Below are 13,854 nucleotides of genomic sequence, written 5' to 3'. Positions count from 1 at the left end.
CCTGGGCATCGTCGTACCCCTGTCTTCCTGTCGCGCAGTGAGCGGGACGGGCGTGCCCGGCCTGCCCTTTTCCCCCTTCTGTCCGCCAGAACAGGAACCGCGCCGTGTCCGCCGACACCGACACTCCCCCACTTCGCTCCGCCTCCCCCGAGCGCCGCACAGGCCGCCGCCGCACCATCACGCTGGTCGTCGTCCTCGTCGCCGAGCTGATGAACGCCCTCGACGGCTCCGTCGTCTACACGGCCCTGCCGTCCATCCAGAACGACACCGGGGCCTCCACCGCCGCCGTGCAGTGGATCCACGCCGCCTACGCGCTGACCTTCGCCCTCGGCCTGATCACCGGTGGCCGCCTCGGTGATCTCTACGGCCGCAAGCGGATCTTCCTGCTCGGAACCGGCGTCTTCACCGCGGCGTCGCTGCTCTGCGGTCTCGCCGGCACGCCGGCCCTGCTGATCGCCGCCCGTGTCGTCCAAGGCGGGGCCGCGGCGGTCATGGTCCCCCAGGTCCTGGCGACCCTGCACGTCACCTTCGACGAGGGGTCCAGGGCCAAGGCGTTCGGCCTGTACGGCACGGTCATGTCGCTGGGCAGCGTCGCCGGGCCGGCTCTCGGCGGCGTCGTCACCGGTGCCGATCTCTTCGGCCTCGGCTGGCGCCCGATCTTCCTGATCAACCTGCCGATCGGCCTGGCGGCCCTGCTCCTCGGCCTGCGCCACCTCCCCGAATCCCGGGGCCAGGACGCCCGGCGCCCGGACCTGGTGGGCATGGCCCTCTCCGGCCTGGGCCTGTTGCTGATCGCCTATCCGCTCACCGTCGGCGGTGAACACCACTGGCCCGCCTGGAGCTTCGTCATGCCGGCGGCGGGTCTCGTGATCCTGGCCGCCTTCGTGCTCCAGCAGCGGTCGAGGACGGCTCGGGGCCGTGCCCCGCTGGTCGTCATGGCCCTGTTCGGAAACAGGGCCTTCAGCGGGGGCCTGGCCGCACAGCTGGTGTTCGGGCTGCTGTCCGGCGTGTTCTTCCTGACGTGGACGCTGTTCATGCAGGACGGCCTCGCCCTGTCCCCCGGACAGGCGGCCCTGGGTTTCGTGGTGGCCTCCCTCGGCGAAATGAGCGGCGCCTGGCTGGCGATGAATCTGGCCGGCCGCCACGGGCGGCGCGCCCCTCAGGCCGGGGCCCTGCTGGCCGCTGCCACGCTGGCCGGTTACGCGTGGCTGATCGCCCATCTGGGCACCGGCCTGCCGTCGGGCCTGACCGTGACACCGATGCTGCTGGTGGGACTCGGACTGGGCATGATCGGTGCAGCGCTGACCGACATGACGCTCGGTCAGGTCGACCGCGCTCACGCCGGCTCCGCGTCAGGGGTCTTCAACACCTCGACGCAGCTCGGCATCGCCCTGGGCACGGCGCTGACCTCCGTAGTGTTCTTCGCCCACTCCCCGGCGCGCAGCCGGGGAACGACAGTCACCACGGCCTTCACCGGCACGGTCTGGTACGTCGTCGGCGCCCTGCTGACGATGTGGGCCCTGATGCTCCTGCTCCCCAAGCGCACTCCCACAGGCTGAACGAGGAATCACCACCCCCATGATCCGAGTGCTGATCGCCGACGGCCTGCGACTGCCCCGCGAGGCGCTGGCCGCTGTCCTGTCGTCCCAACCCGGCATGCACGTGGTCGCGCAGGTGCAGCGGGGCGCCGATGTGGTCCCGAGCGCGCTGCGGGCCCGTCCGGACGTGGCGCTGCTGGACGTCAACCTGCCGGGAACGGACGGGGTTTCGGCCGCGACCGGGCTCAAGGCCGCCCTGCCCACCTGCCGCGTCGTCCTCGTGACCGCGCCGGAGCGGCCCGACACGCTCGCGACCGCCCTCAAGAGCGGGGTGGAGGGGTGCGTGGGCAAGAACGCGTCGGTCAGGGAACTGGCCGAAACGGTCCGCAAGGTGGCCCGCGGCGACCGGGTCCTGGACCCGCAGATCGTCGCCGACGCCCTGGACGCCCCCGACAATCCGCTCAGCCGGCGCGACATCGACATCCTGCGCCTGGCCGCGCGAGGACACACACCCACGGAGATCGCCGAGGCGCTGCACCTCTCGCCGGGCACGGTCCGCAACAACCTGGCCGCCATCAACCGCAAGGTCGGAACGCGCAACCGCATCGAGACGCTCCGCATAGCGTCCGCCCGCGGCTGGATCTGACGCCCGCCGCCCTTGATCCGCCCCTGCGAAGGAAATGCAATGTGCACGGAAAGCGATGCACCGTGCCCGCGGTTCGGGAATTTCCGAGGTCCGCCACGGCGCCTCTGACATCCTTGTATCCGCTGGTCGGCGCGCCGTTGGCAGGGAATGCAGCCTGCAAACCCATGACGGGTCCGGGACGGATCCGAGAGCGGTCACCAACGCACGGCCAGCACATGAACGAGCGACGACGACCGTCGCAGACCGGGAGATTCCATGTCCAGTCGATGTGATGTATGCGGCAAGCAGCCGAGCTTCGGAAAGCGGGTGGCACGCGCCGGACTCCGTGCCCAGGTCCGGCACGTCAAGGGGCGGTCGAATCGCCGCTTCAACCCCAATATCCAGCCGGTGCGCGCCGTCAAGGACGGCACGCCCGTCCGTATGAAGGTGTGCACCTCGTGTATCAAAAAGGGAAAGGTACAGCGCCGCGCCTCGGCGTGAGCCCGGTGCGGCAGCGCCGCCTTGAACGGGACGAGTTCCCCTGTCACGACTGCGGCGCGCCGACCGCGCCCCTGGACGGCCCGGACGAGTGGTACATGGTGCACGACCGTGTGTGGAGGTGCGCTCGCGCCACGGAGGACAGCGTCCTTTGCGTCGGGTGCCTGGAGGTCCGGCTCGACCGCCGCCTCCTGCACACGGATTTCACCGCCGCCGTCCTCAACGATCCGCATGACGATCAGCACAGCGAACGGCTGCTGAATCGTCTGCGGCCCGCGGGCTCGGGCTGACGGAATACGCGCGGGCGCCGCGGGACGCACAGCCGACACCGGTCGGCGATATCGACGGGAAGCCGAAAGCGGCCTCGCTCACGGTCGGCTTCCCGTCGAAGATCTCGGAGCCTGTCAGAGCGGGGCGAAAAATAAGGTTGCGTGGGCCGGAGCCACCCTTACCCTGGAGAACTGCGAAGCGCGCCCGCGTTTCGTTTCGTTTTGTGTTCCGAGGTGATGACGTATCTCCCAGGCCCTGTAGCCACTCGTTCTGAGGCGCTCTTTCCGGTGATCCCGCCGTGGCGGGCCGCCGACGCATGCCTCGACGGTGGCGCACCCGATGGCCTGGGCTTCGTCATACCCCTTTCCGCTTCTGTTCCGCTCCTGCGCGCAGGAGGCGAACGGGCATGCCCGGGCCTGCCCCTATCCCCTCTATGCAAATCTTTGCGAACAGGAATCGTTGTTTCCGTGTCTACCGACACCCATACCTCCGGCCTCCCGCGCTCCGGCGCCGGGCCGGGGCGCGCCCGCATCGTCACCTTGGTGGTGGTGCTGATCGCGGAACTGATGAACGCGCTGGACGGCTCGATCGTCTACACCGCGCTGCCGTCGATCCAGGCCGACACCGGGGCCTCCAGCGCCGCGGTGCAGTGGATCCCGGCCGCGTACACCCTCACCTTCGCCCTCGCTCTGATCACCGGCGGCCGTCTGGGCGACCTCTACGGCCGTAAGCGGATCTTTCTCGTCGGCACGGGTGTGTTCACCCTGGCGTCGCTGCTGTGCGGCGTCGCCACCGGACCGGAGCTGCTGATCGCCGCCCGGGCCGTGCAGGGCGCCGCCGCGGCGGCGATGGTGCCGCAGGTCCTGGCCACGATCCACGTCACCTTCGACGGGGAATCGCGGGCCAAGGCGTTCGGCCTCTACGGGATGATCATGTCGCTCGGCGGCGTCCTCGGACCCGTCCTGGGCGCCGCTCTGACCAGTGCCGATCTCTTCGGCCTCGGCTGGCGTCCGATCTTCCTGATCAACCTGCCGATCGGTCTGGCTACGGTCCTGCTCGGCCTCCGGAGCATTCCGGAGACCCGGGAGCGGCGGGCCCGCCGCCTGGACCCGCTGGGCATGGTCCTGTCCAGCGCGGGGCTGCTGCTGATCGCCTACCCGCTCACCGTCGGCGGCGAGCGGCACTGGCCGGCCTGGAGCTTCGCCATGCCGGCCGCGGGTGCCGCCGTGCTGGCCGGCTTCGTGGCCCAGCAGCGGGCGAAGACCGCCAAGGACGGCTCGGCGCTGGTCGCGCTGTCCCTCTTCCGGGGCGGGGCGTTCGCGGGCGGGCTCGCCGCCCAGCTGGTCTTCGGGCTGGTCTCGGGCATGTTCCTCCTGACGTGGACGCTGTTCATGCAGGAGGGGCTGGGCTTCTCGCCGGCCCGGTTCGCTCCGGGTTCGATCGCCGTCTCGATCGGCGGCATGGCCGGTGCCGTGCTCGCCTCGAAGATCGCGGCGCGGCAGGCCCGGCGCGTCCCGCAGGCGGGTGCCGTGCTGCTCGCGGTCACCCTGGCCGGCTACCACCTGCTGATCACCGAGCAGGGCACCGGCCTGCCGTTCGCGGCGGCCGTGGCCCCGATGGTCCTCCTCGGGGCGGGCTTCGGCATGATCGGCGCGGGTCTGGCCGGCCTGACGCTGGGCCGGGTGGCCCCCGAGGACGCGGGGTCCGCGTCCGGGCTGTTCAACACCGCGATGCAGCTCGGCACGGCCCTGGGCATCGCGCTGGCCTCGGTGGTGTTCTTCACCCACGCCCCCGCGGGCAGCCACGGCACCACGGTGACCAGTGCCTTCGCCGGCACGATCTGGTACGTCACCGGGGCCCTGGCGGTGATGTGGGCCCTGATGTTCCTGCTGCCCCGCCGGACATCGCGGGCCTGACCAGGACGGCGTCCCCTGCCGCGTCAGCGGAGGGGACGCCGTCTTCGCGAACCGGTCACACACGGGGGCCGTCTGCGCGACGGTGTCGCCGCCGCCCGACAACGCGGCGGGCACGCGCACAGCTTCGGCGCGTCTCGCCCGGCTCGTCAAACGAGCCTCCCCGTGACGTTGTCCGGCACATCGACGGGTGCCAACATAGACACATGTCGAATCTGAGTGGTGCGGAGTTGCCGGTCCTCGACAGCGGTGAGGTCGCCCCCTGCTGCCCACCGCTGACCGAGCGCCCGATGAGCGCGGAGGAGGCCGAGCGGGCGGCGGCGATGTTCAAGGCGCTCGGCGATCCCGTGCGGCTGCGGCTGTTCTCCCTGGTCGCCTCACACCGGGACGGAGAGGCGTGCGTATGCGACATCTCGGACGTGGGGGTCTCACAGCCGACGGTCTCCCACCACCTGAAGAAGCTCAAGGACGCCGGACTGCTGACCTCCGAGCGCCGGGGCACCTGGGTGTACTACCGCGTCGAGCCGTCCGTGCTGGCCACCATGGGCCGCCTCCTCGTCTCCGCCTGAGCCTCGCCTCCGAGAGCCCCGTCGCCGCGCCCACCCGGAGCGGGACGATCACCGGCGCCATCGCACCGCCGAGGCGGTGTCCGGCGGGACGTCCCGCCCCGTCGGACACCGCAGCCCCAAGATCACCCGAACCCCGATCATATCGACGCCCATCTATATTGACGTTTACCGAAATCAGTGGCAGGCTCGACATTGCATCGACAACCGTCGATACAGAAGGTCAGGAGACCACCATGTCCCGTGCCCAGCTCGCCCTGCGTGTCGCCGACCTGGAAGCATCGGTCGCCTTCTACTCCAAGCTCTTCGGCACCGAGCCGGCCAAGCGCCGCGACGGCTACGCGAACTTCGCCATCACCGAGCCCCCGCTCAAGCTCGTCCTGATCGAAGGCGAGCCCGGAGAGGAGACCCGGCTGGACCACCTCGGCGTCGAGGTCGATTCCACCGAGCAGGTCACCGCGGCCACCGGCCGACTTAAGGACGCCGGCCTGGCCACCTTCGAGGAGAACGACACTTCCTGCTGCTACGCGCTCCAGGACAAGGTGTGGGTCCACGGCCCCGGCAAGGAGCCGTGGGAGATCTACGTCGTGAAGGCCGACGCCGCGACCCTCGGCAAGAGCGCCGCCAAGGGGGGCGATACCTGCTGCGGAACCGGCGACCGGCCCGCCGGACTTGGCAGTGCGGTCACGACGGCGACCGGGTGCTCCTGCGGCAGCTGATCAGCACGTCGCGGGCAAGCCCCCGAACCTCGGCAAGGAAGGAGACGCTACGCGCCTGCCTCGCGGTTTTTCCGGCTCCGCCACGCGTTCCCGGCCGTGGCGAAGAGGATTACGGAAAGGGCTATCAGCACCGCTCGCGGGGCCGTATCCCGAAAGACGACCGCTCCAACTGCCGCCGCTACTCCGGCAAGGGCGGCAATCACCACGAGCGGGGACGCTCCGTTCGGCGACTCCTGCTGTCCCATGTGAGTTCTCCATCCTCCGACTGCCGCCGTCGTACCGTTTCTTGCCACCGGGCTACCGGCAGCCCTTGCCCGGCGAGTGCCGCGCCATTTCGCATCGACGTTGCGACAATACCCAGCATCACTTCTTCCTGCGGCAGGATCCTGAGCCGGTTTAGCGCATTTGTGAATGGCGAGACGTCAGATACCCCGCGACACTGAGCACTTGATGATGCGAGGCGGCCTCACCTCGGCACTTTTCTTGCAGCGAACCCGGCAACGAGGCCGTCAGGCGGCCCGGCAGAGCCCCGCCGGACCGGTCGGCGCCGAGGTGCTGGCCGCGGTCGCGGGCAGCGGACGGGCAGTGCGGACGGTGGCCGCGGTCCGCGAGCGGTGCCGCGCGAAGACGACGAGGCGCAGCACCGCGAACCGCGCGACACCGGCGAGCGCGGAGGCGGACAGGTAGACGACTTGCTCGAGCACCGCACCGGGTGCTGCCACCAACTGCCGCAGGGTGAGCATCGCTACGCAGGTCACCGCGTAGGCGACCGCCGCGGACCCGGCTGACTGCGCGTGCTGGCGCCGGGTCGCCCGCCCGCCGGCGCCGAAGGTGAAGCGGGCGTGCAGCTCGGTGGCGAGGAGCGTGGAGACCACGGTGACCAGGGCGTTGGCCAGGGCCCAGGGGATCCGGGAGGCGAGGGCCGTCACGGCGAAGCTGGAGGCGAGCCCCACTCCGCCGCCGCAGAGCACGAAGCGGGCGAAGGCGGCGAACGTGCCGGTTGTCGCCTGCTCCTGGCGATGTGCCGTCCCCATGCTCCGACTCCCTTTGCCCGCTCACCCCACGAAACGCGCGCCCCTCGGCCTGTGCGGCCGAGGGGCGCGCCCCCTGTGGTGCCATCATGGCGCATAAATGGCGCCATGGCGAGCCACTATGACACCAAGGTCAGCAGTCCGTGGCTCGGCCCCCGCCCGCGCTCCCCGGTGCGAGACCGCCGTGGCCCGCGTCCGCGCCGCCACCGGCCCCGCTGCCGAACACCGCGCCGCCGGGGCCCGGGTGCTGGATCGTCAGACGCCGTTGTCAGTGCCTCCCCATAGAGTGAAATCACTCAGCGAGGCTCGGAGAAGGAGCAGAAGCATGTCCGCCAACAGGATCCAGCACAAGGTGAATCACGTCGCGCTCGTTGTGGACTGTTCGGGTTCCATGCGTCCGCATCAGAGTCAGCTCGTGCGTGTTGTCGATGAATTCGTGGCGGGGTTGAAGGCCGAGTCGGACAGCCTCGGTCACGAGACCCGGATCAGCCTTTACTCCTTCGACCACAAGGTGGAAAACCTGGTCTGGGACATGGACGTGAAGCATCTGCCGTCCATGCGGGGGCTGTACGCGGTGAAGAATGGCGCTACGGCCCTCATCGAGGCTTCTTTGAAATCCCTGGACGACCTGGGTCACATCTGGGAGGAATACGGTGAGCACAGCTTCCTCCAGATCGTGGTGACGGACGGCGAGGAGAACGCCTCCGGTGGTGACATGCGGCACGACGGCGACATGACCGTCCTCGGCCCGTGGCTCGACAGGATCGCGGCGAGGATGGCCGGGCTCCCGGGCCATTGGACCTCCGCGATCCTCGTGCCGAACTCCCTGGCCAAGCGCACCGCCCAGAACTACGGCTTCCCGGCCGGAAACATCGCCATCTGGGACGCCGACTCCCAGGAAGGCGTCGAGGAAGCCATCGGCACCGTGCGCGCCGCCGCCACCAGCTTCCTTCGCGCCCGCGAGCAGGGTGTGCGCGGCACAAAGAATCTGTTCGCCGTCGGTCAGGACATATCGATTGACGAGGTGCGGGCGAATCTCGAACCGATTCCGGCGAACAAGTACCGGCTCCTGAAGGTCGACAAAGAGGTCGAGATCCGACCCTTCGTCGAGTCGCACCCCGGCGTGACGTACGAGCGTGGCGCCTGTTACTACCAGTTGGGCGCCCGGGCTCAGGTCCAGCCGAACAAAGAAGTCATCGTGGTGGAGAAAGACACCGACCGCGCCTACACGGGCGACGCGGCGCGCAGCCTTCTCTTCGGTACGGGAATTCAGGGGACCGTCTCGGTGAAGGCGGGGAACAACCCCAAGCTGGAGGTCTACGTGCAGAGTCGTTCGGTGAACAGGAAGCTCAAGCCCAAAACGCGTCTGCTCATCATGCTCTGAGACCCTTTGAAACACGAGCCCTCCCGGGCCGGGGCGGCGAAAGCGACGCGACGGGCTGACCCGACGAGCTTTCGCCCCCCATGCGGCCTTCCCATGCGGCCTCCCGCGCCCCGCTCCCGGGGCGCGAACGCTTTCGCGAGGTGGCGACAAGAAGGGGAGGGGGCCGCGGAAGGCGTGGCCCGTGGAAGGGGAGGTCCGTGACAACGGACGAGGTACTGCTGGCGCGCTCGGGAACCGACGCGTCGGCCTTTGAACCGCTCGTGGAGCGCCATTCGAGGGCTCTGCACGGATACTTCGCGCGCCGGGCGCCCGGCGCGGCGGACGACCTGCTGGCCGAGGCGTGGCTGCGTGCCTACGCGGGTCGCGGCACCTACGACGCGGCCCGCGGGCCGGTCCGGGCGTGGCTCTTCGGCGTGGCCCGGAACGTGCTGGCCGCGCACTGGCGCGGGCAGGAACGGCCCGCGGCCGCCGCCGTGCTCGCCGGCGAGGCGAGCAGCGATCCGTGGCACGCCGTCGACCGGAGGCTGGACGCGGCGGCGGTCGCGCCGCTGATGCGCCGGACCCTGGCCGAGCTGCCGGCCGTGGAGCGGGAGCTGCTGCTCCTGGTCGCGTGGGAGCAGCTCAGCCCCACCGAGGCCGCGGCCGTCGTCGGCATCCCCGCGGGGACGGCCAGGTCCCGGCTGCACCGGGCGCGCACCCGGCTGCGCGCGGCGCTCGGCCCCTCCGCCCCGCTTCACCTGACAGGAGACCTCGCATGAGCGGACAGGACAGGAACACGGACGGCACGGACTTCCTCGACTTCCCCGGTGCCGAGGGGTTGCGGGCCGCGGGCCGGGTCGCGCCGCCCTCGGCGGACGCGGTCGCCGCGGCGCTGGCCGCGGTGCGGTCGGCGGCAGGCCGGGCGGAGGGGGACGGGCTGGCCGTCGAGCTCCGGCGGGAGCCGGTGGCCGCGGTCGTCCCGGTGCGGACGTGGCGGCGGCGCCTTCCCGTGCTCGTCTCGGCGGCGGCGGTCGTGGCGATCGCACTGGGTGTCGCGCTCCAGCCCTGGTCGGACTCCGGGGACGCGCAGGTCTCCCCGGCGGCGCAGCCGTCGGCGCCCGGGCGGACGGAGGCGGCACCGTACTGGAAGGTGCGGACCCTCGAGTGGAGCCGGAGCAGCAACCAGAACCGGCAGCCGGACGGGTCGTACAAAACCGTCTGGCTGAGCCGGAGCGGCACGCGCGAGATGCCTGCCAACGGTGTGGTCCAGGACTACCCGCAGGGGGACACGGGCGGGACGGCCTACGTGATCTGCGGCAAACCGGTCCTGTGGGACGACCTCAAGAAACTGCCCACCGACCCGGAGGCGCTGCGGGCGCAGCTCGTCGGGAAGGCCACCGGGGAGGAGGCGGAGGAGGGTCTCTTCAACGGCATCGAGGATCTGCTCGCCCAGTCACCCGCTGAACCGCGACTGCGGGCCGCACTGTTCAAGGTCCTCACCAGGATTCCCGGGGCGCGGGTGACGGAGGACGTCAAGGACAGCACCGGGCGCGCGGGCACGGTCGTCGAGCTGGACGCCGGCACCTGGCGCCGGCAAATGATCGTCGACACCAAGGCGTTCCATGTGCTGGAGGTCGCGGACATGGCGCGGAACGACGGTCTGTCGTGGGGAACGGAGAAGCTCCGGGCCGGGGATCTCCTCCACCGCACCGTCTACGTCTCCGTCGGTCCCGCCTGGGAGGCGCCGAAGCCGTCGCCGCGGACGTAGCGGCCCCTGCGCCGTGGGTACTTCGGCCCAGGGCCCTGACGGCCACCGCTGACAACGTTCGGGGGCCGCCCGGCCCGCCCTGTCGGGGGTGTCAGGGCAGGCCGGGCGGGAACCAGGGAGGGCCGGTCAGGCCCTGGCGGGGGTGTTCGCGCGGTAGCGGAGGCCGGCCAGCGTCGCCAGCAGAGCCGTGACGATCATGTAGATCCAGCCGTGCCGGAAGGCGTCCATCGTCGGGTGTTCCGAGCTGCCGAGGATCGCGGTGAGCAGGGCCACGCCCAGCGCGGAGCCGATCTGGCGGGACATCATCAGCGTGCCCGAGCCCACCGAGAGCTGCTCGGCGGGCAGCCCGCTCGCCGCCCCGAACAGGGCCGGCTGGATCAGGGCATTGCCCGCGCCGACGAGGATCGCACCGGGCAGGTAGGCGGCCGCGTAGTGCGGCGTGGGGGCGGCCGCCACGAGCCACCACGCGCAGCCCACGGCGAACACCAGGCCTCCGGCCACCGCGGAGGCCCGGGCCCCGATGCGGCGGATGATCTTCCCCGAGAGGGCGGAGAGGATCATGACGGTCACCGGGGTGGGCGCGATGCCCAGGCCGGCGCGCAGTACCGAGTAGTGCCACTGGCCGGTCAGGAAGAGGGCGGCCTCGAAGAGCATCGAGGCGAACGCCAGGTAGTAGAGGAAGATGCCGATGGTGCCGACCCTGAACAGCCGGCTCGCGAACAGGGTGGGGCTGATGATCGGGTCCGCGGTGTGACGGACGTGGCGCACGCACGCGAGGATCAGCACCAGGGCCGCGACGAAGCAGCCGAGGGTGCCGGGCGAGGTGTAGCCCCAGTCGGGCGCCTCGACGAAGGCCATGGTCAGCGCGCCGGACGCGAGGAGGATGAGAGCGGATCCGAGCAGGTCGAGCCCCTGTGACGCCTTACGGGCCACCCGCGGCAGCAGGCGCGCGCCGGCCAGGACGGCCACGGCACAGACGGGGATGTTGATCAGGAAGATCCACCGCCAGCTGATCTGCACCAGCAGGCCGCCGAGCACCGGGCCGCTGCCCGCGGCGACCGCGGCGACCGCCGTCCAGATGCCGATCGCCGTGGAGCGTTCGTGCGCGGGGAAAGCCGGCAGGGCCAGCCCGAGAGACGTGGGCACGAGGACGGCGGCGGCCACCGCCTGCACCACACGGGCGATGATCAGCACGGTCAGGCTGGGGGCGACGGCGCAGCCGACCGAGGACAGGCCGAAGAGGACCATGCCGATCAGGAAGCTGCCCTTGCGGCTCGTCTCGTCCGCGAGACGCCCGGCGGGGATGAGGAGCGCCGCGAGGACGATCGTGTAGCCGTTCAGCACCCACGACATGGAGGCCAGGGATGCCTGCGGGAAGGACTTCTCCAGGGCGGGAAAGGCCACGGTGACGGCGAACAGGTCGAGGATCGCGAGGAACTGGGCGGCCGACGCGACGGTCAGCACCAGCCAGCGCCGGGGATCCGCCGGTGCGGGATCGGCGGGAGCGGCCGCGTCATCCACCGGGCGGGTTTCGGAAGTTGAGGTCATGGACGTATCCGTCGTCTCTCCGTTGGTCGAGAAGGAGGCGCTTCCCACTATCGGCGTCCACGAACAGCCCCTTCGAGTGGCAGATCTGCCATGAGCCGTTAGATTACTGCCATGACTCAGAAGCCCGGCAGGCCCGCGACCGTGGCCGTGGCGGTCACCGACGGCATGCCGATCCTCGAACTGGCCGTGCCCTGCCATGTATTCGGCACGCCCCGGCCCGACCTGCACACTCCCTGGTACGACTTCCGGCTCTGCAACCTCACCGAGGGCGACGCCGTCCCGGCCCGGCAGTGGTTCACCACGCACACCCCGCACGGCTACCGGGAACTGGTCGAGGCGGACACGGTCATCGTCCCCGCCAGCGCGGACGTCCGCGGCCGGCCTCCCGCCCGGCTCCTGGAGGCCGTCAGGGAGGCTCACGACCGCGGCGCGCGGATCGTCTCCCTGTGCTCGGGGGCCTTCGTCCTGGCGGCGGCCGGGCTGCTCGACGGGCGCCGGGCCGCCACGCACTGGGAGCACGCTCCGCTCCTGGCCGAGCGCTATCCCGCGGTGGACGTCGACCCCACCGTCCTCTACATCGACGACGGAGACATCCTCACCAGCGCCGGCAGCACCGCCGGCATCGATCTCTGTCTGCACGTGCTGCGCAAGGACCTGGGATCCCGGGTGGCGGGTTCGGTCGCCCGTCACCTGGTCGTCCCCGCCCACCGGCCCGGCGGGCAGGCCCAGTACATCGAGACGCCGGTGCCGCCCGCGGAGACCGACAGCGGGCTGGCCCCGCTGCTGCACTGGGCCGCCGAGCGCCTCCACCTGCCCCTCACCACCCCCGAACTGGCCCGGCGGGCCGGCACGAGCGAACGGACGCTGGTGCGGCGTTTCCATCAGGCGACGGGCACCACACCCCTCCAGTGGCTCCAGGCGCAGCGCATCTCGCGCGCCAAGGAACTGCTGGAGACCACCGACCAGCCGATGGACAGGATCGCCGAGCAGTGCGGGCTGGGCGGCGCCGGCAACCTCCGGCTCCACTTCGCCCGCAGTGTCGGCATTCCCCCCAGCGAATACCGCCGCGCGTACCGCGCGGCGGACAGCAGGGCCGGTGGTTCCGCCGCCGGTTCTTACACCAAAGTCGCATATCCGCCCGCCCCGCTCCGCGGGTAGAAACAGAGGTGACCCCTCTCGTCCCCCCCCTGGGAAAAGGATCTGTATGCCTGTCATCTCTGTCGACATGTGGCAAGGCCGGGCCGACGCGGACAAGGCCGCCCTGGCCCGTGAGCTCACCGACGCCTTCCAGCGCGCCTGCGGGAGCACACGGGAACGCATCTACGTCATCATCCGCGACGTCCCGAAGGAGAACTGGGCGATCGGCGGCGAGATGAGTACAGACCTCCCGACCGTCGCCCCTGTGTCCGGGACCACGCCGCCCCTGGCGGATTGACGGTGCCGCCCTCGGAGAAGATCTCCGACGGTCATCCCCCGGCCGGCCGTGCCGCTCCCGAACCGTCCGTGTCCGAGCGCTACGCGGCAGGTGACCGCATCCGCAGGGAAGTGCTGGGCGACGAGCACGTCAACTCCATGCTGAGCGACTGGCCTCCGGCGAAGCCCCTGCTCGACCTGATCACGGAGTACCCGTGGGGCTCGGTCTGGGCACGCGAGGGCCTGGACCGCCGGACGCGCAGCCTCCTCAACCTCGCCCTCCTCACCGCCTTGAACCGGCCCGAGGAGCTGCGCCTCAACGTCCACGGCGCCCTGCGCAACGGCTGCTCCGTCGAGGAGATGGCCGAAGTGGCCCTGCAGTGCGCCGCCTACGCCGGTGCTCCGGCCGGCATCGCGCTGATGAAGGCCGTCCATGAGGTCGCGCGCGACGGCGGGCCGGACCAAGGGTGAGTCGGACCAAGGGTGAACAGCAGGGGGCGGGGGCGGGGCGGTGTGGGCCGGGGCCCCCCCCGGTGGCGGCGGGCCCCCCCCCCCCGCGGCAGCGCCCGCGGGGGGGGCGCGGCGCCGACCGCCCCGGCGGC

At 71.0% G+C, this 13,854-nt stretch carries 15 protein-coding genes; 13 read left to right on the top strand and 2 right to left on the bottom strand.

Translation table 11 applies throughout. The annotated features are described in order from the left end of the window. Positions 1-104: 104 nt before the first annotated feature. The 7 genes from ABZ951_RS20485 to ABZ951_RS20455 all read left to right on the top strand — a co-directional run bounded on the left by ABZ951_RS20485 (position 105) and on the right by ABZ951_RS20455 (position 6,129). On the top strand, positions 105-1,559 hold the full coding sequence (locus ABZ951_RS20485; protein WP_344085953.1) for an MFS transporter: 1,455 nt from the start codon (positions 105-107) through the stop codon (positions 1,557-1,559). A gap of 19 nt (positions 1,560-1,578) precedes the next feature. Next, positions 1,579-2,184, top strand: a complete 606-nt coding sequence (locus ABZ951_RS20480) for a response regulator transcription factor (protein ID WP_344085950.1) — start codon at positions 1,579-1,581, stop codon at positions 2,182-2,184. A 255-nt stretch (positions 2,185-2,439) separates the two neighbouring features. Further along, positions 2,440-2,664 carry a 50S ribosomal protein L28 gene (gene rpmB / locus ABZ951_RS20475; RefSeq protein WP_344085947.1) on the top strand — a complete coding sequence of 75 codons (225 nt, stop codon included), beginning with the start codon at positions 2,440-2,442 and terminating at the stop codon, positions 2,662-2,664. Next, on the top strand, positions 2,661-2,951 hold the full coding sequence (locus tag ABZ951_RS20470; RefSeq protein WP_344085944.1) for a hypothetical protein: 291 nt from the start codon (positions 2,661-2,663) through the stop codon (positions 2,949-2,951). The genes rpmB and ABZ951_RS20470 overlap by 4 nt, the downstream gene beginning before the upstream one ends. A gap of 447 nt (positions 2,952-3,398) precedes the next feature. Next, complete coding sequence (locus ABZ951_RS20465; RefSeq protein WP_344085941.1) at positions 3,399-4,847, top strand: MFS transporter; 1,449 nt, start codon at positions 3,399-3,401, stop codon at positions 4,845-4,847. A 203-nt stretch (positions 4,848-5,050) separates the two neighbouring features. Beyond that, a complete protein-coding gene (locus ABZ951_RS20460) occupies positions 5,051-5,413 on the top strand; it encodes a metalloregulator ArsR/SmtB family transcription factor (RefSeq protein WP_344085938.1) in 363 nt (120 codons plus the stop codon). 233 nt (positions 5,414-5,646) lie between these two features. Continuing rightward, positions 5,647-6,129 carry an ArsI/CadI family heavy metal resistance metalloenzyme gene (locus tag ABZ951_RS20455; protein WP_344085935.1) on the top strand — a complete coding sequence of 161 codons (483 nt, stop codon included), beginning with the start codon at positions 5,647-5,649 and terminating at the stop codon, positions 6,127-6,129. Between the two features lie 509 nt (positions 6,130-6,638). On the opposite strand, the gene ABZ951_RS20450 is transcribed toward ABZ951_RS20455, so the two are convergent. Then, positions 6,639-7,163 carry a hypothetical protein gene (locus ABZ951_RS20450; RefSeq protein WP_344085932.1) on the bottom strand — a complete coding sequence of 175 codons (525 nt, stop codon included), beginning with the start codon at positions 7,161-7,163 and terminating at the stop codon, positions 6,639-6,641. A 322-nt stretch (positions 7,164-7,485) separates the two neighbouring features. Between ABZ951_RS20450 and ABZ951_RS20445 the strand changes: the two genes are divergently transcribed. The 3 genes from ABZ951_RS20445 (at position 7,486) to ABZ951_RS20435 (ending at position 10,291) form a co-directional block, all read left to right on the top strand. Next, positions 7,486-8,544, top strand: coding sequence for a vWA domain-containing protein (locus ABZ951_RS20445; RefSeq protein ID WP_344085929.1), 1,059 nt, complete (start codon positions 7,486-7,488; stop codon positions 8,542-8,544). Between the two features lie 197 nt (positions 8,545-8,741). Further along, complete coding sequence (locus ABZ951_RS20440; protein WP_344085926.1) at positions 8,742-9,302, top strand: RNA polymerase sigma factor; 561 nt, start codon at positions 8,742-8,744, stop codon at positions 9,300-9,302. Beyond that, complete coding sequence (locus ABZ951_RS20435) at positions 9,299-10,291, top strand: hypothetical protein (RefSeq protein ID WP_344085923.1); 993 nt, start codon at positions 9,299-9,301, stop codon at positions 10,289-10,291. Before ABZ951_RS20440 ends, ABZ951_RS20435 begins: the two co-directional genes overlap by 4 nt. 126 nt (positions 10,292-10,417) lie before the next feature. Here ABZ951_RS20435 and ABZ951_RS20430 read toward each other — a convergent pair whose 3' ends face one another. Further along, positions 10,418-11,839, bottom strand: coding sequence for an MFS transporter (locus ABZ951_RS20430; protein WP_344085920.1), 1,422 nt, complete (start codon positions 11,837-11,839; stop codon positions 10,418-10,420). Positions 11,840-11,950: 111 nt separating this feature from the next. On the opposite strand from ABZ951_RS20430, the gene ABZ951_RS20425 reads away from it, so the two are divergent. From ABZ951_RS20425 to ABZ951_RS20415, 3 genes are all read left to right on the top strand, one after another. Further along, entirely contained in the window at positions 11,951-12,997 is a 1,047-nt protein-coding gene (locus ABZ951_RS20425; RefSeq protein ID WP_344085918.1) for a helix-turn-helix domain-containing protein, read from the top strand. 46 nt (positions 12,998-13,043) lie between these two features. After that, positions 13,044-13,274 (top strand): 4-oxalocrotonate tautomerase family protein, encoded by a 231-nt coding sequence (locus ABZ951_RS20420; protein ID WP_344085915.1) that lies wholly within the window; start codon positions 13,044-13,046, stop codon positions 13,272-13,274. A gap of 68 nt (positions 13,275-13,342) precedes the next feature. Next, entirely contained in the window at positions 13,343-13,723 is a 381-nt protein-coding gene (locus ABZ951_RS20415) for a carboxymuconolactone decarboxylase family protein (protein ID WP_344085912.1), read from the top strand. The last annotated feature ends 131 nt before the right edge of the window (positions 13,724-13,854 follow it).

Origin of the sequence: Streptomyces sp. NPDC046215 (genome assembly GCF_040646215.1) — a bacterium.
In the GTDB taxonomy this organism is placed as follows: domain Bacteria; phylum Actinomycetota; class Actinomycetes; order Streptomycetales; family Streptomycetaceae; genus Streptomyces; species Streptomyces stramineus.
This window is presented reverse-complemented; position numbering and strand designations above follow the sequence as displayed.

Excerpts from the sequence above, each read along its gene's own strand:
- ABZ951_RS20480 (WP_344085950.1), top strand. The coding sequence starts at position 1,579 with ATGATCCGAGTGCTGATCGCCGACGGCCTGCGACTGCCCCGCGAGGCG.
- rpmB (WP_344085947.1), top strand. The coding sequence starts at position 2,440 with ATGTCCAGTCGATGTGATGTATGCGGCAAGCAGCCGAGCTTCGGAAAG.
- ABZ951_RS20460 (WP_344085938.1), top strand. The coding sequence starts at position 5,051 with ATGTCGAATCTGAGTGGTGCGGAGTTGCCGGTCCTCGACAGCGGTGAG.
- ABZ951_RS20455 (WP_344085935.1), top strand. The coding sequence starts at position 5,647 with ATGTCCCGTGCCCAGCTCGCCCTGCGTGTCGCCGACCTGGAAGCATCG.
- ABZ951_RS20450 (WP_344085932.1), bottom strand. The coding sequence starts at position 7,163 with ATGGGGACGGCACATCGCCAGGAGCAGGCGACAACCGGCACGTTCGCC.
- ABZ951_RS20445 (WP_344085929.1), top strand. The coding sequence starts at position 7,486 with ATGTCCGCCAACAGGATCCAGCACAAGGTGAATCACGTCGCGCTCGTT.
- ABZ951_RS20435 (WP_344085923.1), top strand. The coding sequence starts at position 9,299 with ATGAGCGGACAGGACAGGAACACGGACGGCACGGACTTCCTCGACTTC.
- ABZ951_RS20430 (WP_344085920.1), bottom strand. The coding sequence starts at position 11,839 with ATGACCTCAACTTCCGAAACCCGCCCGGTGGATGACGCGGCCGCTCCC.
- ABZ951_RS20425 (WP_344085918.1), top strand. The coding sequence starts at position 11,951 with ATGACTCAGAAGCCCGGCAGGCCCGCGACCGTGGCCGTGGCGGTCACC.
- ABZ951_RS20420 (WP_344085915.1), top strand. The coding sequence starts at position 13,044 with ATGCCTGTCATCTCTGTCGACATGTGGCAAGGCCGGGCCGACGCGGAC.